Origin of the sequence: Pedobacter cryoconitis (assembly GCF_014207135.1) — a bacterium.
Taxonomy (GTDB): domain Bacteria; phylum Bacteroidota; class Bacteroidia; order Sphingobacteriales; family Sphingobacteriaceae; genus Pedobacter; species Pedobacter cryoconitis_D.
In genome coordinates, this window is the sequence record NZ_JACHCC010000002.1 from 300,671 (window position 1) to 325,696 (window position 25,026).

Consider the following 25,026-nt stretch of genomic DNA (forward strand, 5'->3'; position numbering starts at 1 on the left):
AAACGGGCTTTTTATATTATATAAAAGCTTATTCAGGAGAATAAACGATAGTACCAACGTGTTTGTCGATTTGCCATCTTCCTGTACCCTCTTCACCAATAACGTCAAATAATTCCAACGCACGTCTTGCTTTGTATTCTTCTTCACGTTGCTCTTTAAAGAACCAGTTCAGAAACTCTACAGTTACAAAATCTTGTTCTTTGTAACAGTTAGCAGCGATATTTTTCAAGGATTGTGTTACACTGATCTCTTGTTCAAGGGCTTCTTCAAAAACCTCTCTGAAAGAGTTATACTCAATTTTGATATTAGTTACTTCAGGAGAAATCGCTGATCCACCCATATCTAAAACATATTTGTAAAGTTTTAACTGGTGTTGTCTTTCTTCGTCTGATTGTTTAAAGAAGTAATCAGAAGAGAAATCATAACCATGCTGGTTACACCAGGCTGCCATTGCTAAATATGCTGATGCCGATTGAGCTTCTTTTTTTATTTGTTGATTTAAGAGTTTTTCTACATCAGTAGAAAGCAAACACTTAACACGAGTGATATCTTTCATATGGTTGAGTTTAATTAATACCTATTTGAGTAAGACAAAAATAGTGCTATAAATTAACTTCGTTGCATTTAAAAGAAATATGGAAAGATTCTAAGTCTAAAGAAAATTAAACAGTCAGGCGGTACACCCTGTCGTGGATAATACGGTTAAGTTCAAGCATTACAAAAGTACCTTCTATCAGTTCTTTAAAAGCAATGATCTCCATTAGAGTTAATACGTAGCAATGATCACAGGCACAGATAAAAACAATTTCCAGATCCGGAGCTTTATCAGAATTGAGTAGTAAACTCTCGATATCGATGCCGTAGATAGCTTTTCTGAGCTTCATCATCGAGCGGTAATCAAATCGGTTATTTCTGCCTGCAAAATCAACATACCAGCAATTTTCAACGTCTGACTGAAAAACAGATCCATTTTTGGTTTGGAATACTTCTAATAAATCTACTGAAGGTGCTACGGCTACGTTTTGCATTAACATGTATTTATATTACAAAGATTGGGATTATTTAGACTTGATACAAATAAATTAACAAAATAATTTTATTTTTTTTCAAAAGGTCATCCAGGAATCTTCTTTAAACAGGTCAGTTAGGAGCTAAATTATATACATCTCTTCGGCTATTTAAAAACAATTCGACATTTTTCGTTTAGTTGTCGAAATATTATATATATTTGTATCATTAAAAACTCTACATATGTCGAACAGCGGTCCTACTAAAGAAGATTTAATACAGCAGCAGATTTTGGGAGAGGCTAAACGTCTCTTTCAGGTGTATGGCTTAGCTAAGGTGACTATGGATGATGTAGCTAAAGCTATTGGAAAAGGCCGAAGCTCGCTTTATTATTATTACAAAAGCAAGGATGAGATTTTTGATGCGGTTATGATCATAGAAATACGCGAAATGCTGACGGCAATGACCCGGGCTGTTGATCAGGCAACCGGTACTGAACAAAAGCTTCATGCCTTCTTTCTCACCAAACTTGAAGTGGTTCGTGAAAAAAGAGCTTTTTTTAAAATGCTCGATGTAGGTATGGATGCTGATACCTTATCAGATTTCAACAAAACTAAGATCGTTCATCATCACCAGATCATCAGGCAGGAAAGCGCTTTACTGGAACGCTTGTTTAGCGATGGCATGAATAAAGGCGAAATACGTAAAATGCCCGCTTCAGAGCTGGAGACACTCATCTTTGTTCTGCTTAGTGGTCTGCGTGGATTAAAACGCGAACTGGAACTGGAAAGTCATTCTGAAAAGCTTGCCCCTGCAGTTGATCTGTTTACCCACTTGACTATGTACGGGCTGAAATACTAATTTTTTTTGCCCTTGTTTCGACAAATTGACAAATTTTGTCCAAAAGAAGAATATGAGAAAAGAACAAGCCGCGGATACTTTCCGCGCATTCCGGAACCGAAACTATACCTTATTTTTTGCAGGACAGTCTGTTTCCCAGATTGGAACATGGATGCAACGGACGGCCGTCATCTGGGTCATCTATTCGCTAACCCATTCGGCCGCCATGATTGGTTTCACAGTATTTGCACAGCAATTCCCTTCCTTTTTATTGTCGCTGGCAGGCGGTGTAGTTGCCGACCGTTACAGCCGTTACCGGATATTACTGATTACACAAACAGCCTCCATGCTGCAGGCTGTTTTGTTAGCAGTCCTGGTACTGAGTGGCCACCATGTTATCTGGGAAATACTTTCGCTGAGTGCGATTTTAGGTGTTATCAATGCTTTTGACGTTCCGGCCCGGCAGCCGATGGTGCACGAGATGGTCGATAATAAGGAAGATCTGGCAAATGCTATTTCGCTCAACTCGGCTATGGTAAATCTGGCCCGGCTGGTAGGCCCCGCCCTATCAGGAATCGTTCTGCAGCAATTTGGTGCTGGCATTTGTTTTATTATCAATGCTCTGAGCTTTCTGGCGGTCATCACATCCCTCCTGCTGATGCATTTTGCACCTTTCAGTCCGCCAGCCATAAAGAAAAAAATTACCGCTGAACTGGCCGAAGGATTACGTTACCTGAAGCAAACACGCAGTATTACCATACTTATTTTTCTTCTGGCATGTCTTAGCTTACTGATTTTGCCATATGACACCATGATACCAGTTTTTGCCAAAACTATTTTTGAAGGCAATGCTGCTACCTATGGCTACCTTACCGGCGCTATCGGGCTGGGTGCACTGGGTGGTACTTTTTTTCTCGCTTCAGCCAAAAGAGGTGCTGATCTCCGGAAGTTCCTTTTGGGCAGTATAGTCGTGCTGGGCATAGGACTAATTCTGTTTTCACGCATTGCTTATTTCCCAGTTGCCCTTCCTTTTGCCATTATTATAGGCATAGGGTCCATCACCCCTATGGCAGCCAGTATTACAGTCATCCAAACAGAAGCTGCTATCCACATGAGAGGTCGTGTCATGAGCTATGTGGCAATGGCATATTTTGGTATGATGCCCATGGGCAGTCTGCTAATCGGCAGCATCTCACAGAAAATAGGTGCCCAACTCACTATGTTTTGCCAGGGCATTCTGGCGATATTAATCGCCCTGTTATTTGGCAAACTGTTATATAAAAAACCAATTAAAGAAACAACCGACTATTCATCAATAAATTAATCAAAATGGAACAGCAAAATAACACCGCCCTCCTGGTTATGGACATGCAAGTAGGTATCATCGCCATGTTACCTGATGCAGCAACTATTCTGAACAACACAGCCAAAGCTATTGCGAAAGCCCGCGAGCAGAAAATCCCGGTTATCTATGTAGTCGTTGGTTTCCGACAAGGTGCACCAGAGATCAACCTGAACAATAAAGCCTTCGCCTCCAGCAAGGAACTATTTGCAGGCATTAATATGACTGAGTTTATGGCGGTACATGAAAATTTAAAACCGCAGGATGATGAAGTTGTTGTTATCAAGCGACGTGTCAGTGCATTTACTGGCAGCGATCTGGAAGTTATCTTACGTACCTACGGTATCCAGCACCTGATCCTAACCGGTATAGCTACCAGTGGAGTAGTTTTGTCCACCTTGCGGGAAGCAGCCGATAAGGATTACAGATTAACTGTATTAGCCGACTGCTGTGCAGATGGCGACGAGGAAGTACACCGTGTACTGACCACCAAAGTTTTTCCGCGCCAGGCCGATGTACTGACCCTTGAGGAATGGCATACTGTGTAGTGGTATAAGTTTAATTCTGTACAACCGTTTTTAGAATTTTTAAAATATTCTGGTTTTGTGTATGATAAAAACAAATTTCCTTATATTGAAAGACCTAAACAAAAACCGGTATTTATTGGGATTCAGGTCCCACTAAACAGAATGAAGAACAAAATTTAAACCCTTACCCCTATGTACCGTAGTATTGAAGACTTCGAAAATGACTGGAAAAATGAGGAGAATAGTACGCTTCAGATATTCCGAAACATTACGGATGAAACTAAATCGATCAAGATCCATGACAATGTAAGATCCCTGGGAAGGCTGGCCTGGCATATTACCCAGACTATGCCCGAAATGGGACATCATGCCGGATTAATGACCGAGAACCTACTTGAAGGTCTACCGATTCCCGATAGTATGGAAGAAATTATCAGAATTTACCAGGATTATAACAAGACCCTGCTGAAAAGAGTAAAATCAAAATGGACCGATTCTACATTGAGTGACCCTGTAGAGATGTATGGTCAACAATGGACAAAGGGCCAGGTACTTTCTGTATTTATCGCCCATGAAGCACATCATCGTGCTCAAATGACGATTATCATGCGCATGGTTGGTTTACCTGTACCAGGTGTCTATGGTCCCTCCAGAGAAGAATGGGTGAATATGGGGCTGCCCGCGATGGACTAAAAAAACAAAAGAGGGTGTATCCCTATAATGATACACCCTTCTATTTCATTCAATTCGTTTTACAAACAACCCTGAGATCATGGAGACATCTGATCAGAACGGAAGACTACATCTGCCAGATCCATCACTCCGTGAAATTATCAGTCATTTCTATCATATTTATAACACAGCTGACACCATTCCGGTCCTGAAGCATCTCTCTCCTAACCTTGAAATGCTGTTGGCATTCAATTTTGGTTCTCCCATATCCATCTCTTTTAATCATGAGCAGCCTGGAAATTTTATAGTTAACCGGGTCGTTATAATTGGCCCACTCCGCAAAATGCTGAATTATGAGCTGCATGCCGGAGCAGATGCCATCATCGTTAATTTCAAACTCGATGGTTTCTACCGCTTGTTCCATCAGTCATTAGATGAGCTAACTGGCGATGGAATTCTCGACCCTGTCATTTTAACCAATAACAATTATCTCAATGAACTCTGGGAAGAGCTGGCAACATTGCCTGATCTCAAAGAGAGATTACAAATGCTGAATAATTATATCAGTTCTCTTATTCACACACCTGAAGAAGCTGCTAAGCCCTTACTAGCCGCTGAGCCTTATTTTCACAATCCCCGCTTGCAACCTGTAAAAGCTATTGCGGCAGATACCAATCTGACAGAACGCAGTATCCAGTTAAGATTTAAAAAATACACGGGTTATTCACCCAAAGAATTATTACGGTTTCTGCGATTCAAAGCTGTCATCCATGAAATGCTAAAACAACCTGCACAACACTTAACCGTATTTGATCTGATCAATAAATACAATTATCACGATCAAAGTCATCTGATTAAGGATTTTAAAACCTTTTTGGGCACTACCCCACTTAAATTCATCAAAAGCTTAAAAAACAATCAATTTTGTGTTTCAGGTCAGGCTGAACCCTAATAATTACTGGACAAAAGCTCCCGAATAATCCCTCACAAATGATTTAAAGGAAAATGGGTCTTTACCAGTCACCACTTTAATTGCCGAAGTTATGACAGCTGCTTCCCCTCTTGAATAATGTGCAAAATCTTCAATTAGTCCATCTGCTTGCCATTCCGGCATACCCACAGACAGTACAGCCTGCCTCATTTCTTCTGGTGATACATTAACGAACTGAATATTATTTCCGGTTGCTTCAGAAAGGTAAGTTGCCATCTGACTATGTGTCAATGCCTCAGGACCGGTAAGATCGTAGATTTTCCCCTCATGTTTATCATCTGTCAATGCTATAGCTGCCATTGCGGCGATATCACGTATGTCAACTATACTGATTTTTGCATCACCCACTGGAGCAAAGAATTTACCTTGATATTTAATGGCATCCTGAAGAAGTAATAACCCCTGCATAAAAAGATTGGGGCGCAGAAAAGTATAGGAAATGCCCAATTCGATAATCCTTTGTTCAACAGCAGCATGATATCGTAGGAAACGAACCGGTGAGTCTATACGTGCTGCAAACTGGGAGAGTTTAACAATATGTTTTACACCCGCTTTTTTTGCAGAATCTACAAAAGTCAGCTGTTGTTTTTCGGCCATTTCAGTTGAATTGGTCAATAAGAAAGCCCGTTCAACCCCTGCCAGCGCACCGGCAATACTTTCAGGATCATTAAAATCACCCTTGACCAATTCTACGCCAGGTAATTGAGAAATAGAACTGATATCAGCACCCGCACGCACCATAGCGCGGAAAGTGAACCCTTTTGCGGAGAGTTGTCTGGCCAGTTCAGAGCCGATAGTACCGGTCGCACCGGTAATTAAAACCGAAGATCTTCTTTGAGTGTTCATGATATAAAAATTTAAAAGGTGAGATTATTGTTTTTCAGCAGTGGCTTTAAGTGCCCCCAGCCATTTATCCAGCGATGTATCCAGTCCGGTTTGAAATTGATGTGACAGCACACTGACCAGCCAGCCTTCCATACTTTCCTCTACATCGACTCTTGTGCTACCGTCAATCAGCGTAGTAAATGTCCAGATATGTACAGCAAATGCTCCCAGTGCCGGTCCGCACCAGCCAATTTTTGTAAGAGGTGTTGCAATCTGTATATCCGACCGGATATTGAGCCCGCCACTTTTCCAGGTAAAAGAATGACCTGGGCGAAAAGCCCCCTTTAACTCAGGATTTTTGATGTCGCTTTGCCATTCTGCCCAATGGTTAACATCGGCCAGAATTGTCCAGACTTTCTTTTGGTCTGCATGGATAACAATCGATTTTTTGGTTTGAACCGGTGCATCAAGGTGGATACTTATTGAGGGTTTATAAGAACTGAAGAGCTCCAGTCCGCCTACTAAAAGGCCTATCGAGACAACAAAAACGATAATGGAATAAATTAACTTTTTCATATAAAAAAATTATTAGTGTTTTTCTATAATCCAAAATTAGGTCTTTGGTTATCCCGGAAATTGTAAGAAAACGAAAGGCTCTTTAAACTTAGATCTATCTCCTCCCCACTCTGTCTTTAGTAATTTCTATAGCATTTATATCACTAATTTAAGCCACTTTATACGGATCTTTGAAAGATACATAGAACCTAAACCAAAAAAATATTCTGTCAGTAAATGACATGAGAAAACTCAGTCCTTTCAATTTTTACTAAAATCAAACACTTCTGAAACGTCCGGGAGTATAAGCCGTTTGCTTTTTGAAAAAGTTATTGAAGTGTGCTGCCTCTTCAAATCCCAGGCAATAGCCAATTTCTGAAATGTTCCAGTCAGTATGCTTCAATAAAGACTTAGCTTCTGTTAATACACGCTCAGAGATTAAATCTGTGGTCGTTTTACCAGTAGTTATCTTGATAGACCTGTTTAAATGATTTACATGCACCGCAAGCTTCTCAGCGAAGTCTTTAGCAGAGCGAAGTGCAAATCTTTGAGAAGGCGTTTCAATTGGAAACTGACGCTCTAGTAATTCAGTGAATACAGCAGTTATTCTGGATTGTGCATTTGGATGTTGATACAGATTTTCTGATGGTTCTGATTTCAGTGCATAATGGGTTAATTCAGTTACATAATTACGTAGCAAATCATATTTGAATACATAATCAGAATTGATTTCCTCCAGCATTTTTTCATATATCGTAGCAACGAATTGCTCCTGCGTATCATTTAAAAAGTAAGCAGGCTTCCCTCCTATACTAAACATCGGTAGTTCATTGAGGCTTCCACGGATTTTTTCCGTAAAAAAAGACTCAGTAAAAATGCAGAAGTACCCCGTAGTATTATCAGATAATGCCTGAACGGTATAAGGAACATTAGGATTGAAAAATATTAAGGTTGTGCCCTTGATCACTATACTTTTATCCGCATAATGATACATATAATCACCCCGTACCAGACTAACTTTATAAAAGTCCCGTCGGCTGTAGGTTACAGGAACTGCACTCGGCCCATGGCAATCCTCTATACGAAAAACATTAAAATGACCAACCTCATTTTGCAGAGTTTGTGGAATACTGTTAAATTTTTGCTGATAAAAGTTTTCCAGCGTTTGGGTCTTATCCATGATGCGAAATATTTACAACAACAAAAGTAACATATGCTGTGTTTTCAGAATTACGTTAATCAAACTGTTAATTGCAAAATTCAAACAATTCATTTTGTAACCCAATCATCATATTAAAATTAGTAAAATCTATATTCATTACTTTCACGTTTATGTTTATATAAATTATAATGTTATGAAACAGACAGTTAGTATAGCAGTTATAGCCCTGATGAGTTTAAGTGCATGCGCACAACAGCCAGCGCCTAAAAAATATCCTATTACCAAAACAAACACAGAGTGGAAAAAGATCCTGAGTCCTACTGCTTACCAGATTATGGTGATGCGAGGAACAGAGACTCCATATAAAAATGCCTATTACAATAATCACCAGAAAGGCATATATGTGAGCGCAGCCACAGGAGAACCCTTGTTCAGTTCGGACGATAAATACGATTCGGGAACCGGTTGGCCAAGTTTCACCAAACCCATCAATAAAGATGCAGTCGAAGTTGTTAAAGACAATAGCGACGGCATGTCAAGAGATGAGATTGTAGAGAAAAAAACAGGATTACATTTGGGCCACGTTTTCGATGACGGACCTGCTGACAGAGGTGGTCTACGCTATTGTATGAACTCCGGAGCCTTTAAATTCATCAAAAAATAGGTTTTTAAGCAGTTTTTCAAAAAAAATACAATTCATAATGAGGGGATTAAACAATAGTTCATCCCCTTTGTTTGTAGAAATGAACATTATTTGTACTTTTGTCTCGGAGAGTTGTCAGAGTGGTCGATTGAGGCAGTCTTGAAAACTGTTGACCTGTCAAAGGGTCCGCGGGTTCGAATCCCCCACTCTCCGCTAAGTATAAAAACCTACAAAAGTCCTGCAAATCGAAAGATTAGCAGGACTTTTGCATTTTTAAGGGTTACAATTTTCACACGAATTCCAATTCTACACCTTTTTATCTGCGATATAGGTCTGTAACCTGTCCCTCCCCCTTTTTTCGAACTGGTTTAGGAGGCGAGAATTCAAATAGATTCAATGCTTCTTTATTGTGATTCATTTTAGGATGAACATAGGGAAATATTCCTTAAATTTAATTTCAATAAATATCATAAAAATGATGAAACAAGCATTACTCGGTGAATTCATGCATGAAGCAGAAAGCACAAGAAAGTTATTATCAATGATTCCGGACAGTGCATTAGAATACCGTCCGCAACCACATCTTTGGTCAGTAGGTCAGTTAGCTTCGCATATTGCCGAAGTATACAACTGGTATGGACCTACATTTACCCAGGATGAATTTGATATGGGATCTTATAAATATGATAAGGGTGATATCACCAAGGCCTCAAACATTCTGGAAAAGTTTGAAGAAAACGTTGCAAATGCAAAGACTGTAATAGAAAATTCTGATGAATCACAGTATATGAATAACTGGACAATGTCTGCAGGTGGTACCCCTCTTATGCCACCAATGCCGAAGGTTCAGGTGATCAGGGGATTTCTTTATAATCATTTGTATCATCATCGTGGAGAACTTATCGCACACCTCAGAGCAACGGGAAATAAAGTGCCGTCTTTATACGGCCCTAATTATGAAGAATCCCAACGCTCCTAAATTTTGTAAAACGAAGTTGAATTGTCTAACTTTTTGCTGGAGATTGGTAATCCCTGCTTTTTCACCCCCACTCTCCACCTCCTCATACAACAGCCTGGGCAACAAAATTTGATATGACCCGCCAAGCAGTATCAAAACATATTAAAGTATTGCACGAATGCGAATTGATTAAGCCTGAGCAGAGTGACAGGGAGATTATCGACAATTAAAGAACAGAAAAAATGTTTTATTATTTATAATGAATCCCGTATCCGCATGGAAAAGATGATTGACATGGGATTTAAGATCGGGTTTACCATAACATTAAAAAATCTGGAAGATCTGTTGACAGCGCTATCGCAGAAATTATAAGAAGGAAAGTGTCAATCACATTGACAACGAAATGTTGAATAGCGTGAGCAGAAAAAATTAAAAACTTAAAAATAAAGTTATGAGAACAATCAATCCCTGGATCAACTTCAATGGAAATGCTGAAGAAGCATTCACTTTTTACAAATCAGTTTTTGGCGGAGATTTCGCAAAGATCATTCGTTTCAAAGACCTATCAAGCTCTGAATTTCCGGTAGGAGAAAACGAAGCAAATAAAATAATGACCATTGCTTTACCTATAGGAAAACACAATGTGTTAATGGCCAATGATGTTCCGGAATTTATGGGACGAGTAAACGAAAACGAAAACAGGTCTAAAATATCTATTAGTGCAGAAAGTCGTGAAGAAGCAGACCAAATATTTAACGGATTATCAGCAGGTGGAGATATTGAAGGCCCCATCGGCGACAGCCCCTGGGGCACTTACGCCGGAATGTTTAGAGACAAATATGGTATTGAATGGATTGTGGAATTTGACCCAAATTATAACGGGAAAATTTAACCAAAGAAAAAAGCGGTCCCTTACATGGTGCCGAATCCAATGCCGTAAAGTTAAGCCAACAATTTGCGCGTAAAGATTGAATTTACGGTAATATCACACTTAAAATTAATAAGATCTGATTACGGCTTTAAATCCGATTTAAATTTTTAAAGTCTCTAAAAAAGTCAAAAATGGTACAAGTTGTTCGATTGGAATCCCCCCCTGAAAAGCCTTTAATAGAGTAGAGGAAATTTATAGTACACCTGTATTAAAGACTGGATATAGAAAAGGGCATCCAATTTGAATGCCCTCTTTATGCTATTATTTGATAGTTTCTGCACGGTGATAAAACTTTGCAGCAATTGTCCATTTCCCATCTACCTTTAAAAGATTGAGGTAATCAACCATTACATTCTCATTTAAGCGTAAACGTACTTTAGCGAATGCAATTTCATCCGACAGTACATCTATCATTAATACCTCATCCTTACGCGGAGAACCAAGTTCCTGCGGGGATTTTCTTCCCTTTACAATTTCCCTGTATTCTGCTATTGGACGGACAACTACATTGTTATCCTGCGATGTATATAGTACGGATCCAGGATGAAATACCTGGTCAAATTTCGTAAGCTCTTGTGTGTAGATTACATCAAAGTAATCATTAAGCATCAATTGGATTTCTTCTGTTACCATCATTTTGTTTTTAAATATTTAGTTAGTAATGGTTAAGGTAAAATATAAGATTGATCTGCAAGGTTTTCCATTGTCATAAGAAGTATTATTACAATTAGCTAACTAATGACCTTAAATACTAATGAAGATTGTGAAACAAACTGTTTTATATAAAAAGATGAACAAGATGAATAGGTACTACTTCCACTGTATAAAAGTGGTTAATTTCAACACATACACTAAAACAAGCCTGTTTTTTCGTGAAAAGTTAGCAATCTATAGTCATAAGGTAAAATTTTCACATTATAACATAAATATATTTTTAGATTATCTTCAAAATAGTAATTTTTAAATATAATCTAAATTCTATGCAAAAAACAACAATTAACTACTCTCATTTATTGTTATGTGCCCTACTTACGCTTGGTGTGTTCGTTGGGTGTAAAAAAGACAATGTTGCTCCATCAAAACCAGAACCACCAGTACTTTCTATGAACCAGTTATACCAAAATGCCATACTGGATGCAATGGTTGCTGATAGTTCAGAAAGAATTGATACGTTATGGGCATTAACCCCCGGAAACACTTCTTTAAAATGGAAAACAATTAATGGTAAACCGTATGTTTTACTGGCTAGCTTTATGCGTTATCCATCCAGCTATCCAGTTGGTGATTCAATCACCAATTCATGGGGCGAATCGTGGCTATTCATCCCACAACAAATGAAAGCACGCATAGGTGCTTCTTTCACTGCAACAAGTGATACAACAATGCGTATCTGCCAGCTGTTGGGCCTACCTCCTGCTAATAAACAAAGTAATACGCATATCGCTGAGGTTTGGGTAAACCCGGAACGTTTGTATAGGCCAGCAGGCAACCCAGCCATCACAACTACAACAACTGGTGCGGCACTAATTAATAATAATCCTGGAACTTACACCTCATGGTTTAATAGTTATATTGTTTTTGCCTATTATCGAACATTATCAACTACTTCAGATTACCATTACCCCTGGACGCGGTTGGGTTATACCTATGACTGGGCCCCTAAAACAAATCATGTGGGAATGAGTGAATACGTTTTACAATCCAGTTCAGGCGCTTGGGTGAATAATGTATCGAAAGTGAGTGACTATTTTAAAAAGGCTTTATAAGCTAGGTACGAAGCCCCAAATCAATAAATTAATAACATTTAATCTAAAAAAACATGAATGCTTTAATTATTATCGATGTACAATATGATTTTTTACCAGGAGGCGCTTTAGCCGTTAACCATGGTGATGAAATCGTCCAAACAATTAATGAGTTACAGTCAAAATATGATCTGGTAGTAGCCACGCAAGATTGGCATCCAAAAGGTCATAAAAGTTTCTTTACTTCCCACCCAAATAAAAAACCATTTGAGGAAATATCGTTAAACGGACTAAATCAGGTATTATGGCCTGAGCACTGCATACAGGGAACAAAGGGAGCTGAATTGGTTCCAGAACTTTTAACAAATGCTATTGAGGCTATTTTTAGAAAAGGGATGGATAAAGAAATTGATAGTTACAGCGGATTTTTTGATAATGGTAGAAAAAAATCTACAGGCATGGCCGATTACCTCAAAGGAAGAGGGGTTACAGAAGTAGCAGTTTGCGGAGTGGCAGCCGATTATTGTGTGTATTATACAGCTAATGATGCGTTAGACTTAGGTTTTAAATCAAGTATTATAGAGCGCGCTTCTAAGCCTATATCTTCAGAAAGATATGAACGTGTTAAGAAAGACTTTCAGTCTAAGGGGGGAACTATTATTTAGCTAAATAACACCCTGTTTTCCTTAAAACAAATTAAAACACCTTGATAAGTCAGTTTATTTCCCTCCGTTAGATAATAAAGTGCTATTTTTCAGTACGAAAAAGAAGTTATGAAGAAAATAGGATTTTTATCGTTTGGGCATTGGTCTAACCATCATGCCTATAAAACCCGTACAGGGAGTGACACATTACTTCAATCTATTGATTTGGCTGTCGCTGCAGAAGAAATTGGCATAGACGGCGCTTATTTTCGCGTGCATCATTTTGCAGCTCAATTGGCATCGCCATTTCCTTTGCTTGCGGCCATCGGTGCCAAAACAAGTAAAATAGAGATTGGAACGGGTGTAATTGATATGCGTTATGAAAATCCGCTGTATATGGTGGAAGATGCGGGATCTGCGGATTTAATTTCGGGAGGGCGATTACAATTGGGAATCAGCAGAGGTTCGCCGGAACAAGTAATCGATGGGTGGCGTTATTTTGGATATGAACCAACCGAAGGAGAAACTGACACAGATATGGGACGCCGTAAGGCGTTAGAATTCCTGGATAAGTTAAAAGGTGTCGGATTTGCCCAGCCTAATCCGTACCCGATGTTTCCGAATCCACCAGGTTTGTTACGCCTGGAGCCATATTCGGAAGGATTGCGGGAACGTATTTGGTGGGGGGCCGCTTCTAATGCTACTGCTGTTTGGGCTGCCGAAAACGGAATGTATCTGCAAAGTTCTACTTTGAAGTTTGATGAAAGCGGCAAACCTTTCCATATACAGCAAGCCGAGCAGATCAGATTGTACAAAGATGCCTGGAAAAAAGCGGGGCACAATCGGGAACCGAGGGTTTCGGTGAGCAGGTCTATTTTTGCATTGGTGAACGATCAGGATCGCAATTACTTTGGGCAGGAAACCAGCAGGGTTGATAAAATTGGAATGATTGAACCTGACAAACGGGCCATTTTCGGAAGAAGCTATGCCGCAGAGCCAGATCAACTCATCAAGGAGTTAGCTGAAGATGAAGCGATTCAAGAAGCAGATACGATTCTTTTGACAATACCCAATACATTAGGAGTCGATTACAATGTACATGCACTGTCTTCTATTTTAGAGCATGTAGCACCCGGATTGGGTTGGCGCTAAATTTCAAAAAAACAAAAAAGCCTGAAAATCAAATAATTTCAGGCTTTTTGCATTTTAAAGGGTTAAAAATTGCTCATAATTACTTGCGTTTTCTGCGGATTAATAAAACTGTTCCGATCAGAAACAACGCTCCTGGAATCACGCCATAATATAATACTTGTATCATTCTCACACTTGACTTGGTCAGCGTCGTGGTATTATCTTTAGGTCTTCTGCGGCTCACTTCTACCGGAAATTCCCCGTAGGTGAACCAGCTAAAGATTTTCATAGCAAAATAGCTATTAATCGTACCCATATTGCCCCTTTCCAGCTCCCCATTACTAAAAAAATCTGCATCACTGGTCACTACAATCCGCTGTTCCTTGTTTTTCACTTGCCGGGTCAGCATCAGTGCAGTGGGAAAACTCCCCTGCCGATCTCCTGCTTTAGCATCTACGGTTAAAGCTGCTGAATCGACTGTAAATTTCCCCATTTTAATCCAGCTGGTTTGTTCATCTGTAATTAAAAGCGGATGCACAATAAAAGGCCCGGAATTTTCATAACTTAAAGCACCGGCACCTGGCATAGATACCACTGCCTTTTGCTGGAAAAATGGCTGCAGTCCCGGAGCCATTGCTACAGACCCGGCCGCCAGTACTGGCGTAACCAGATCAAAAGAATAATCTCTACTACGCTGAACCACAGTTCCATCAAGCATTTTAACACCAAGCGGTTCCAGTAACGGGTTAACAATACTTTGTTTACCAGGCTCGCCGGCAATAATCAGGTTGCCCCCATCGTCAATATATTTTTCGAGTTTAGCTTTGGCGGCAGCACTAAAAGCCACCTTAGGATCGCCAATCACCAAAGCACTAATGCCAGCGGGAATCTCTCCATGTTCCAAAGAAACACTATCTATATCAAACCCCTGGTTGATCATCGAACTGCTGATTAGTTTCTCATTGGCCAGCGTTCTGTATTCCCTATCACCTAATTTATCTATACCACACTGATAACCATCTGTTGCAAAAACAATTTTAGGTACTGCCTGAATCAATCTTTTCAATGCAGCATCTTTTACATCTTCCTGCGGCCAAAAACCCTTATCGGGTGGAGGAAACGTCCTTAAAAAAGTGGTCTTGCCCTTATATTTTAACTGCATCACCAATCTCCCGTTTTCACCGTTCAGGTTTATCTGTTTCCTGATCTCTTCCGGCCTTAAAAATTTCCGGAGATTTAACTTCTGCAGCTTTGCCATATGGATAACAAGCTCTTCAAAGGTCTTTTTACTTTCTGCGAGTATTGCTCCCATACCAGGAACAGTATCGTTATAATAGACCCATTTCAACTTGATATTGGGTTTAAAACGCAAGTAAGGTTCCCAACGGGCGATATCTTCAATACGCTGGCTGGGCGTAGACCCCCAATAAGAACCTTCCATCCCATTGATATACTCCGTTACCTCAATCGGTTCATCCCCCATTTTTTTAAGAATCTCCTGACTGGTTTTAGTAATCGTATTCTCCTTGGTCTCTGTAGCGTCATAATAGCCAATCATTGGCTGACGGGAACTAATATAGGTAATGCTTAAGCCAATCAATACAATGAACATGTATCTGAGTACCTGCTGTAAAACCGGTTTGGATACCCTTTCCAATTCCAGCTTTGTAATGGTAAAAGCCAGGAACATTCCAATAATTGCAAAGTAATAAATTACATCACGTGTATTTAATAAACCAGCCATCAGACGTCCCGCACGACTCGGCATGGAAAGACTATACATTAAGTCCCGTACAAAATCAATCCCCTGCCCGACTGTTCCAATATAATTCATGAAAGCCAGTACCACAAAAGTACTAATGGCCGCTACAGCCTGATAGGTGGTTAGACTGGATACAAAGATTCCTATAGCCGAATACGCACTTAACAGTAAAAAAGCAGCAAACAGAGCCACCAGAATATGCGGGTAATCAAAGTACGGTATAAACGTGGCACCTGCCAGTACAAACAAGCTCATGACACCTATAATCACCAGATTATAAGCCAACATGGCGGCAAATTTCCCATACACCACCTGGCTTAGTTTTACAGGAGAAGAATAAAGCAGTTTGATGCTCCCGCTACTGCTTTCTCTGCTAATAATTCCCATCGTGATCAATGGAATATACAGATATAAGCTCGTCAGAATTTTGGCAAGAATACCGATGGAATTCGGATTTGTAAATAGTTCTCCTGTTAAAAAGAGAAAACTTTTTCCCTTTTCCAATTGAGGCAAAACTGAAGTGAAGCCCACACTCATTTGTACAAAAAGTACAATCATCAGCAACCAGGCAATTGGGGAATAAAATAGCAGACTGAGTTCCAGCCTGGCTATTTGTATGATTTTCTTCATATTTTAAAACGTTATTTTTTTTCTGGCATCAGGACCAGCCTGATGCAATTCTTATCCTGAATAAAAGAAGCTGCAGCTTCCTGAACTGACTTCACTGTAACTTTATTCAATGCTGCATCGTAGTCAAAAAACTCAGTCAATGACTCTTTGTTCATTTCCTGACCAAGAAGATAATCTAACCAGAAATCATTGTTTGTTGATCCTGTTTCCAGACCAACCTTACGCGCTGCCTTAAACTTCTGCAGGTTTTCGGGCGATGGCCCGGCTATTTTCATTTTATTCACCTCATCCTGGGCAGAAGCAATCAGCTTCCCGACATTCTGCGGAGCACAATCAAAAGAGATCGTCAGACTAAACCTTTGTTTTAGGTATTTGGTTAAGCTCAGTCGTACATTCGGTGTATAAGTACCTCTTTCCTGGTTACGAAGACGCTCGTTCATGCTGATGTTCAGCGCATCTGCAACAGCGTTCATTTTCATCGTATTTTCAAAATTATAATTGAAATCACCCGAATACACCAGGATTACACTTGCCTTTTGCACTGCACCACTATAGACCGTTTTGGCTATCCTGCCCGAAGGAATATTAATCCCCAGGTCACGGGGGTGTTCCTGCAACCCTTTAGAAGGCAAAGAGCCAATGTATTTTTCCAGTAAAGGTCTAATGGTTTTTAAATCTAAGTTACCTACAAAAAGGAAGGTGAAACCAGAAGCATCAGCAAAGCGTTCCTGATAAATTTTAAAAGCCTTATCCAGGTTAATCGATGAAATACGACTTAAACTTTGCGGCGTCCTCCGTACATGATAATTCCCCAATACCAAATTTACCGTATCAGTAAATATCTGGTTGGGGTCATTCGTTTTAGTGGCCAGCGCTTCCCGGGTCCTGCCGATCAGCGTTTGATAAGACTCCTCACTTTTACGCGGTTCGGTAAAATAGCCATACATAAGTTCCAGTGCAGCAGGCAGGTCTGCTTTCGTTGTATTACCGCTAAAACCCTGATAATTATCTACAATGAAGGGACTCACCTGTACCTGTTTTCCTGCTAATAACTTACCAAGCTGCTGTTGATCATAATTGCCTGCACCAGCAGCAGCTATAATATTTGCCGCATGAATTGCGCTTTCGTAATCGGCATCTGTGGCTAAAGAAGCTCCCCCCTCAGCAAATCCACTGAACAGGATCTGGTTATTTTGAAAATCAGTTTTCTTCAAGATAACCTTTACCCCATTGCTAAGTGTAATCTTTTGCAAGCCAACTGCTTTGATGTCTTCAACAGTAATGATCCTTCCTGATTTTGGTTCTTTTTTGAGCAAAGGAAGATCAAGTGCATCATCTACAAATGGCGGAAGATCTTGCGTATAAACATTTTCAACCCATTCTGAAATTGCAGCCTCAGTTGGCAAAAACGCCTTGTTAGCTGCTGATGATTTCACGATGATATCCCTATCTGTATTTTTCAGGTAGATCTTCATTTGCGCATTCATTTCCTTTAAACTAATATCAGGAAGCAGCTCATTGGTTAATTCGTAATCTTTAACTATTCCAGGTGCAATAGTCCCCGTTAAAAAATGCTGTAAATACGAATTAATCAGCGTTTTAGAAGCCGTTTTATCTTTTTCCCTAAGTGCCTCAGACAGCTTTAATAAATAATTTTTCTTAACCCTGTCCCACTCTGCCTGCGTAAACCCCTGCTCTTCCATTTTACGGAGTTCCAGCCATACGCTTTTCAATGCAGGCTCTGTTTCGGCCGGTTTGGTCGTAATATTAACATAAAAAGAATTCAATCCGCCAGTTAATGGTACAAGACCAACAATGGGCAATTGCCTGAACCGGGCAGCGACCATTTCTCCGAAAAGATTTTTCAACAGGTTGGCGCGGTAATCTGTTACCGTAACAATAGCACCAGTCTCCTGCTTCATGGCCATTTCAACAGAAATACCTCCCCATTCAGGATCTATAAACTGCATATACTGATTTTTCCCAGTCAGTTTTGCCTGGTAAACCGGCCGGTTCTTCTCCTTTTCCGGGTTTTTGAGGTCAGAAAATTTTGCCTTGATCTCCTTTTCCATCTGATTGATATCAATATCTCCTACAATCAGTAAAGCCTGTAGATCAGGTCGGTACCAATCTTTGTAAAAACTACGGATCTCTTCGGGGCTTACCTTCAACAGCACTTCCTCCGTTCCGATCGGCAAACGGGAACCATAACGGGACCCGTTGGTATAAATTGAAATACTTTGTTCCTGAAAACGTTGTAAAAGCCCTTGCCGAACCCGCTTTTCTTCTAGGATTACATGGCGTTCATGTTCCACATCCTCTGGCTCAATATTGGCATCCTGTGCCCAGTCGCGCATAATTTGCAGACCATTGGCCAATAATTCGGGACTATCAGAAGGTAAAGGCAGTTGGTATACCGTTTCATCAGGAGTAGTATTGGCATTGATATCTGCGCCAAAACGTACCCCTGAACGCTCCAGATAATCTGACAGTTCCTTTTTAGGGAAATGTTTGGTTCCGTTAAAACTCATATGTTCTACAAAATGAGCTACCCCCCTTTGCTGATCAGTTTCCAGAATAGATCCCGCCTTAACAGCCAGGTACATCATCACCTGCTTTAAAGGGGTTTTATTTTTACGGATATAATAGGTAAATCCATTGGGAAGTTTCCCCATACGGACTTCCGGATCCATTGGTAAGGATTGCGTATCCAGCTGGGTTTTACAGGCCAACGGCAAACAAAGCGCGGCCATAGACAAAAAACCTAAAAATTTATATTTAACTAACATATTGCTTTGCTTTAATGATCTCTACGATCTTTTCATTTTCAATAATGATCATGCCCTGCCTGTCGCTGGTAATTCCATCTGACAGGGTATACGGATAAGTGGGCATACCATCTTTCATGACCGTTGGCAGGAAAGAGAACTGCAGGTTATCACAGGCTTTGCCCAAGGCTTCTCCCACCTCAATAATATGTGTAGAGACGACAAAAAAGCTATTCCGGTTTGCTGCAAAAGCTTTAATTACTGCAAGGGTTGCATCATAGGCATCTTTCACATTGGTTCCTTTGAACAATTCATCAAATAATACATATAAATCGAGCGATTCACTAACCGCCTTTGCTACCGTTTTAGTACGCAGTACCTCGGCATAAAAATGGCTATAGCCCATATCAAGATTATCCGAAACATTGATAGAGGAAAATATCCCATCCTTAACTGAGAACTCCATCCTTTTTGCCGCCACAGGAAAGCCCATATGGGCCAGGTAAACGGCAATCCCCATCGATTTCATCAAAGTTGATTTACCAGCCATATTCGCCCCTGTTAAAAACAGTACGTTACAATCACGGGTTAAATGCAGGTCATTGGTCACCCCTTTGCTTAGTCCAGGGTGGCGAAAACCTTCCATATCCAGCCGCATCTGGTCAGCAGGCAAAGCTTTTGCATATACAAAACCCTGATCTGCCGCCACCGCAGCGATACCAACAAATACATCCAGCTCATAGATAAGTTTCAATAAGGCCTCCATATGATTAATCATGGCATGACGAATCAAATAATCATTGCGGATCAGCTGCATTAATGATGGCTGTCCCTCAGATGAATTTAAGATCCCCTGGAGCCTGGAATCCTGTAGAATTTCCTGGACCATATCCAGATCCTTTTGATAAACCGCGATACCTTCTTTTGCTGACAATTCCCTGAAAAAATCCCGGAAAGCCTGTAAAACTTCAATCGTAACCGATTGTCCGGCCTGTAATTGCAGAAGTTCGGCATTATGAAAAAGTACTTGTTTAAACTTCTTCGCTAAGACACCCGAGGCTACCACCAGCAAAGCTGCTCCGGCACCGCCAGAAAGATAATCTTCCATAGATTCTATCTGCGATCTGATCACTGGAAAAATCACCCGCTGCTGCTGGAAGAACGCAAAAAGCGAACTTCTTTCGTTAATTTCCCCTGGAGTATTTAATGGCCTTGCAAACATACCTTCAAGTACCTTTTCACCGCCACGTGTATTTAGTTTATTAAACAGTCCATAAACCGACTGCTGTTTGAATTTACCGAGCAGGTTCAGATCTTCTATGGTTTGCTTATCGGCAAGCAGGTTTTCCGGGGATTGTTTGATCTCTTTTTTATGGTTGATCAGCTCCAGAACCCTTTCATTGTTGATGATAATCATCCCATGCCTGTCATCGGTAATCCCTTCCGTAAGTGTATAAGTATACACCGGTTTTCCCTGTTCCATACGTGTTGGGAGATAGCGAAAGATCATATTGCTGCATTTCTTTTGCAGCACTTCTCCGGCCTCCATAATATGGGTAGAAATTACAAACAGCGAATGGGGTTTGCCGGCAAAGGCCTCCATAATGGAAATCGTGCCTTCGTAAGCATCCTTTACATTAGTACCGCGGAAGAGTTCATCAAAAATCACGAACAGATTCTTTCCTGCCCCCAATTCTACGGCTACTTTTTTCACCCGTAATACTTCTGCATAGAAATGACTGGCCCCCATTGTCAGATTATCTGGCAGATTGATAGTGGTGTACATCCCGTCACATACCGAAAATTCCATTTCTGCTGCAGCCACTGGAAAACCGAGATGAGCCAGGTACATGGAAATACCCAGTGATTTCATAAAGGTAGATTTACCTGCCATATTCGCCCCAGTCAGGAAAACAATATTTCCATCCGGATTCATCTCTAAGGTGTTAGGGATTGCATTGCTTAGCAGCGGATGATAGAGCCCTTTTACCCAAAGGCGGTTCTCATCACGCTGTAAAGCCTTTGGAAAGATATACCCACGCTCAGTAGCCACCCCGGCGATAGAAATAAATACGTCCAGGTGGTATACGTAGCCCAGGATATTTTCCAGGAGAGCCCGGTGCAAAAACCGCAAAATATTATCGTATTCTACAATTTTGCCCGAAGAGATCTTTCCCTTTCCGTGATCCAGGAAGAGAGGTTCCAGTTCTTTGGAGTTCAGCAGGGCTAAAGCCGCAATTGCTTCTTTGTGATAAGCATTGGTATCCACATCGTTAAGGATACCTGACAGGAAGGACTTTAGTCCCTGAAGGATTTCCATTAGTGCGGTGACACTTTGTGTAGCCGTTTTAAAGTCGGCCATACTAAAGCCCTGATTAGAAAGCCGGCTCCGTGGGTCGGTATTGGACAAATACCTCTCGGCCTCTTCAAAACGATTGCCTTGCAGAGGGAAGACAGTTTTACTTTCCTGAAAATACCGTAGAATTGCTACGCGTTCGTTGATGGCCCGATGTTCTGAAAGTGGACTTCGGAACATTTCCTCCAGCAGGGTCGCACCACCCTGCGTGAAGGTCTTGTTGAAAATATGGTAGATCGAATCTCCCCCCGATTTGGCGAAGATATTCAGATCATCGATCGTTTGTTTATCGGTTATAAAGCTCATAATTATTTACGTTTTCTACGGGTTAGCAAAACAATTCCAAGCAGCAGTATTGCGCCAGGGATTACCCCGTAATACAAAATTTGTAAGATCTCCACTCCTGTTCCATTCAGTTTCAGCGTATTGTCTATAGGATCAGTTTTGATCATCTGTACGGGGAATTCTCCATAAGAAAACCACTTGAATACACTTAATGTAAAAGGGTTATTTACTTTTACCATATTCCTCCAGCCTTCTTTGTTGCTAAAGAAATCAGCGTCCCCAGAGACTATAATCCGCTGCTCCCTATGGTTCAGTTTCCTGGTCAGCTTCAATACAGTTGGAAATGCACCTTGCTGATCACCAACCCTTGCATCAAAAACCAATGCTGCCGAATCCAAAACAAATGATCCCTGTTTGATCCAACTCCGCCTCATATCGGTCATTAACAGTGGATGAATGGTAAAAACACCTTCTTTTTCATCACTTAAGGCAGAAACCCCAGGCATAGTGACCACACCTTTATGCTGATATATGTCAGTTAAGCCTGGATCCATAACCAATGCCCCGGGAGTAAGTTTTGGTGTAACTAAATCATAAGAATAATCTTTACTGCGCTGAACAACAGATCCCTCCAGCATTTTAACTCCCAGCATACCCAATATTGGATTAAGCACACTTTGTTTGCCTGGTTCTCCGGCAATAAACAAATTTCCGCCTTCAGCAATATATTTTTGGAGCCTGGTCAATGCAACCTTGCTAAATGTAACTTTAGGATCACTAATCACCAGTGTCGCAATGCCCTTAGGAATCTCACTGTTTTCGATAGAAACACTGTCAATATCGAAGCCCTGATTGATTAATGCAGACCGCGAGGTTTTAACGTTGAAAAACAACTTATAGTCACGGTCACCAACCTTATCTACACTACGTTGATAACCGTCTGTTGAAAAAACAATTTTAGGCGGAGTGCATGTCAGGCGTTTCAATGCCGCGGCAATTTCAGCTTCCTTAGCCCAAAAATCAGCGTCTTCAAAAGTTCGTAACCAGGTAGTTCTTCCCTTGTATTTAAGCTGTATCACCAATCGCCCGCTTTCTCCGCTCAGGTCTACTTGTTTGCGTGTAGCCTCCGGACTCAAAAAATCAGCAGTATCTACCTCTAATTGCTTCGCTCTTTCTTTAAAAGCCTGCTGATCAAAACTACCGTTATAGTACACCCAGTTTAACTTGATATTGGATTTAAAGCGCAAATAAGGTTCCCATCTTGCAATCCCAAAAATGCGGTTAACAGGTGCACCACGATCATAAGTATTGTCCATAACATTGATATACTCTGTCATTTCTATAGGGGCATCCCCCATTGCTTTAAGTATTTCCTGTGTATTTTTAGTAATTGTATTCTCCTTAGTATAGGTAGCATCATAATACACAATCAGATGCTGGCGCGAACTGATATAAGCTATTGCCAGGCCGGCAATTAAAATAATTACATACCGTAAAACCTGCCGCACTATTGACTTCGATACCCTTGCAAATTGCAGCCGGGCAATTGTAAAACCAAGGAAAATTCCAGTGACCACCAGATAATAGATCACATCACGGCTGGTTAACAAACCTCCAACCAGACGCTCCGCCCGACTTGGCATGGAAAGACTATAGGTCAGATCCCGTACAAAATCCAATCCCTGGCCAAACTGCCCGATATAGTTCATCAAAGCCAGTACTGCAAAAGTGCCTATCGCCGCGATCACCTGGTAAGTAGTGAGGCTGGACATGAAGATCCCTATCGCTGAATAGGTACATAAAAGTAAAAAAGAAGCCAGCAAAGCCACCAATACATGAGCGTAATCAAAATGAACCACAAATAATGCCCCTAAAACTACAAACAGGCTCATTAAGGTCACAACTACCAAATTATAGACGACCATAGCCAAAAACTTTCCATAAACAATCTGGCTCAGTTTTACCGGAGAAGAATAGAGCAGTTTTATAGTTCCGCTATTCAGTTCCCGGCTAATGATACCCATCGTAATTAGCGGCGTATACAGATATAAACTTCCTAGGATGGCAAAAAAAATACCTACGGGAAGCGTCCCCATGCTGATACTTGTCGTAAATAATTTATCTGTAAGACCAGATAAATCGACCTTCAATCCCAGCAGATACTGCAGATCTTCAATTGCTGATAAATTTGCAAGTGCCATCTGCATAAAAAGTACCAGGATGAGCAACCATGCAATTGGCGAATAAAATAGCAGGCTAAGCTCCAGCTTTGCTATTTGTATAATTTTTTTCATCAGAGTCATAATCTTTAATTCGGGATTTTGGACAGCTGAGCAAAAGTTTCATCCAGCGAGTTTTTCTCCATATTGAGCTCACGCAAGCGCCATCCGTACTTTACACTTTCAGATACCACTTTTTCAGAGATACTACGATCTCCATTAAAATAGATCCGAAATTGCTTTTCAGTAAGCATTTCTATCCGGATAACACCCTCTATCGCCACAAGCATTTCTGCCGGGGGCGCATTTTCCAGGATGACCAGCATGCTATGCGGAGCGATATAATTATCAAAAGCTTCCATGGTGTCGGCAAATACAATTCTGCCACTTTCAATCATCACGATGTCTTTGCAGAGGTACTGCACTTCGGTCAGGATATGCGTAGATAGAATTACCGCACGTTCTGTAGCAATGTCTTTGATCAATGCACGCACTTCCAAAATCTGATTGGGATCAAGACCATTGGTCGGCTCATCAAACACCACTAACTTCGGATGATGGATAATCGCCTGGGCGATACCAACCCTTTGCTTATATCCTCCGGATAAATTTTTGATCAGTCTTTTGCTGATCTGTGTCAGGCCGCAGCGCTCTTTCACTTCCTCCATTGCTGATTTTAATTCTGCCTTTCCTACCGAGCGCAAAATCGCAGTATGCCTCAGATATTCATCGACTGTTAAATCCATATACAAAGGCGGAGTTTGCGGCAAAAAGCCAATTTCCTGTTTGGCACGCTCCGGCTCCTTACTCAGGTCTATGCCATTGATGGTGACCGAACCCATTGTTGGGGTAAGCACACCGCAAAGAATATTCATAGTGGTTGATTTACCTGCTCCATTAGAACCTAGCAAGCCTACGATCCCGCTCCTGGGGATCTCAATATTGATGTCACGAATAGCCCAGCTGGTACTATAACGGTGTGACAAACCGCTAATACGAACGATTGGTTCCATAGTTTAAATTGGATTAAAA

Annotated in this window: 22 protein-coding genes and 1 tRNA gene; 12 read left to right on the forward strand and 11 right to left on the reverse strand. The window is 40.8% G+C overall.

The genetic code is table 11. The annotated features are described in order from the left end of the window. Positions 1-28 precede the first annotated feature (28 nt). The gene (locus tag HDF25_RS04280; RefSeq protein WP_184623122.1) at positions 29-556 is read right to left on the reverse strand and encodes a ferritin; all 528 of its coding nucleotides are present in this window, start codon (positions 554-556) and stop codon (positions 29-31) included. Positions 557-662: 106 nt separating this feature from the next. Beyond that, the gene (locus HDF25_RS04285; protein ID WP_184623124.1) at positions 663-1,028 is read right to left on the reverse strand and encodes a hypothetical protein; all 366 of its coding nucleotides are present in this window, start codon (positions 1,026-1,028) and stop codon (positions 663-665) included. Positions 1,029-1,251: 223 nt separating this feature from the next. Between HDF25_RS04285 and HDF25_RS04290 the strand changes: the two genes are divergently transcribed. From HDF25_RS04290 to HDF25_RS04310, 5 genes are all read left to right on the forward strand, one after another. Continuing rightward, a complete protein-coding gene (locus HDF25_RS04290) occupies positions 1,252-1,869 on the forward strand; it encodes a TetR/AcrR family transcriptional regulator (protein ID WP_184623126.1) in 618 nt (205 codons plus the stop codon). A gap of 52 nt (positions 1,870-1,921) precedes the next feature. After that, positions 1,922-3,172: an MFS transporter gene (locus tag HDF25_RS04295; RefSeq protein WP_184623128.1), complete on the forward strand. Its 1,251-nt coding sequence runs from the start codon at positions 1,922-1,924 to the stop codon at positions 3,170-3,172. A gap of 5 nt (positions 3,173-3,177) precedes the next feature. Continuing rightward, positions 3,178-3,738, forward strand: a complete 561-nt coding sequence (locus tag HDF25_RS04300; RefSeq protein ID WP_184623130.1) for a cysteine hydrolase family protein — start codon at positions 3,178-3,180, stop codon at positions 3,736-3,738. A gap of 171 nt (positions 3,739-3,909) precedes the next feature. After that, the gene (locus tag HDF25_RS04305; RefSeq protein ID WP_184623132.1) at positions 3,910-4,410 is read left to right on the forward strand and encodes a DinB family protein; all 501 of its coding nucleotides are present in this window, start codon (positions 3,910-3,912) and stop codon (positions 4,408-4,410) included. 79 nt (positions 4,411-4,489) lie between these two features. Next, positions 4,490-5,341, forward strand: coding sequence for an AraC family transcriptional regulator (locus HDF25_RS04310; protein WP_184623134.1), 852 nt, complete (start codon positions 4,490-4,492; stop codon positions 5,339-5,341). Positions 5,342-5,344: 3 nt separating this feature from the next. Here HDF25_RS04310 and HDF25_RS04315 read toward each other — a convergent pair whose 3' ends face one another. The 3 genes from HDF25_RS04315 to HDF25_RS04325 form a co-directional block, all read right to left on the reverse strand. After that, on the reverse strand, positions 5,345-6,226 hold the full coding sequence (locus tag HDF25_RS04315) for an SDR family oxidoreductase (protein WP_184623136.1): 882 nt from the start codon (positions 6,224-6,226) through the stop codon (positions 5,345-5,347). A 24-nt stretch (positions 6,227-6,250) separates the two neighbouring features. Further along, on the reverse strand, positions 6,251-6,781 hold the full coding sequence (locus HDF25_RS04320; protein WP_184623138.1) for an SRPBCC family protein: 531 nt from the start codon (positions 6,779-6,781) through the stop codon (positions 6,251-6,253). Between the two features lie 256 nt (positions 6,782-7,037). Next, positions 7,038-7,940: a helix-turn-helix domain-containing protein gene (locus tag HDF25_RS04325; protein WP_184623140.1), complete on the reverse strand. Its 903-nt coding sequence runs from the start codon at positions 7,938-7,940 to the stop codon at positions 7,038-7,040. Positions 7,941-8,115: 175 nt separating this feature from the next. Between HDF25_RS04325 and msrB the strand changes: the two genes are divergently transcribed. From msrB to HDF25_RS04345, 4 genes are all read left to right on the forward strand, one after another. Next, the gene (msrB, locus tag HDF25_RS04330) at positions 8,116-8,586 is read left to right on the forward strand and encodes a peptide-methionine (R)-S-oxide reductase MsrB (RefSeq protein ID WP_184623142.1); all 471 of its coding nucleotides are present in this window, start codon (positions 8,116-8,118) and stop codon (positions 8,584-8,586) included. Positions 8,587-8,691: 105 nt separating this feature from the next. Then, positions 8,692-8,778 (forward strand) — tRNA-Ser (locus HDF25_RS04335). Between the two features lie 262 nt (positions 8,779-9,040). Next, complete coding sequence (locus tag HDF25_RS04340) at positions 9,041-9,544, forward strand: DinB family protein (RefSeq protein WP_184623144.1); 504 nt, start codon at positions 9,041-9,043, stop codon at positions 9,542-9,544. A gap of 430 nt (positions 9,545-9,974) precedes the next feature. Beyond that, positions 9,975-10,415 carry a VOC family protein gene (locus HDF25_RS04345; RefSeq protein ID WP_184623146.1) on the forward strand — a complete coding sequence of 147 codons (441 nt, stop codon included), beginning with the start codon at positions 9,975-9,977 and terminating at the stop codon, positions 10,413-10,415. A gap of 300 nt (positions 10,416-10,715) precedes the next feature. On the opposite strand, the gene HDF25_RS04350 is transcribed toward HDF25_RS04345, so the two are convergent. Next, complete coding sequence (locus HDF25_RS04350; protein WP_221450847.1) at positions 10,716-11,090, reverse strand: nuclear transport factor 2 family protein; 375 nt, start codon at positions 11,088-11,090, stop codon at positions 10,716-10,718. Positions 11,091-11,434: 344 nt separating this feature from the next. Between HDF25_RS04350 and HDF25_RS04355 the strand changes: the two genes are divergently transcribed. The 3 genes from HDF25_RS04355 to HDF25_RS04365 all read left to right on the forward strand — a co-directional run bounded on the left by HDF25_RS04355 (position 11,435) and on the right by HDF25_RS04365 (position 13,995). Beyond that, the gene (locus HDF25_RS04355) at positions 11,435-12,220 is read left to right on the forward strand and encodes a hypothetical protein (protein ID WP_184623148.1); all 786 of its coding nucleotides are present in this window, start codon (positions 11,435-11,437) and stop codon (positions 12,218-12,220) included. Positions 12,221-12,273: 53 nt separating this feature from the next. Continuing rightward, positions 12,274-12,864, forward strand: coding sequence for a bifunctional nicotinamidase/pyrazinamidase (gene pncA / locus HDF25_RS04360; protein WP_184623150.1), 591 nt, complete (start codon positions 12,274-12,276; stop codon positions 12,862-12,864). A 108-nt stretch (positions 12,865-12,972) separates the two neighbouring features. Then, on the forward strand, positions 12,973-13,995 hold the full coding sequence (locus HDF25_RS04365) for an LLM class flavin-dependent oxidoreductase (protein ID WP_184623152.1): 1,023 nt from the start codon (positions 12,973-12,975) through the stop codon (positions 13,993-13,995). Between the two features lie 79 nt (positions 13,996-14,074). Here the strand turns inward: HDF25_RS04365 and HDF25_RS04370 are convergent, their stop codons facing one another. From HDF25_RS04370 to HDF25_RS04390, 5 genes are read right to left on the reverse strand one after another with little or no spacing between them, the layout of a single operon-like run. Then, the gene (locus tag HDF25_RS04370) at positions 14,075-16,366 is read right to left on the reverse strand and encodes a Gldg family protein (RefSeq protein ID WP_184623154.1); all 2,292 of its coding nucleotides are present in this window, start codon (positions 16,364-16,366) and stop codon (positions 14,075-14,077) included. A gap of 11 nt (positions 16,367-16,377) precedes the next feature. Beyond that, entirely contained in the window at positions 16,378-19,155 is a 2,778-nt protein-coding gene (locus HDF25_RS04375) for a M16 family metallopeptidase (protein WP_184623157.1), read from the reverse strand. Then, positions 19,145-21,796: a MutS-related protein gene (locus HDF25_RS25805; RefSeq protein WP_260409316.1), complete on the reverse strand. Its 2,652-nt coding sequence runs from the start codon at positions 21,794-21,796 to the stop codon at positions 19,145-19,147. Before HDF25_RS25805 ends, HDF25_RS04375 begins: the two co-directional genes overlap by 11 nt. A 2-nt stretch (positions 21,797-21,798) precedes the next feature. Then, on the reverse strand, positions 21,799-24,069 hold the full coding sequence (locus HDF25_RS04385) for a Gldg family protein (RefSeq protein WP_184623160.1): 2,271 nt from the start codon (positions 24,067-24,069) through the stop codon (positions 21,799-21,801). Between the two features lie 14 nt (positions 24,070-24,083). Beyond that, complete coding sequence (locus HDF25_RS04390; RefSeq protein ID WP_184623162.1) at positions 24,084-25,007, reverse strand: ABC transporter ATP-binding protein; 924 nt, start codon at positions 25,005-25,007, stop codon at positions 24,084-24,086. Positions 25,008-25,026: the final 19 nt, after the last annotated feature.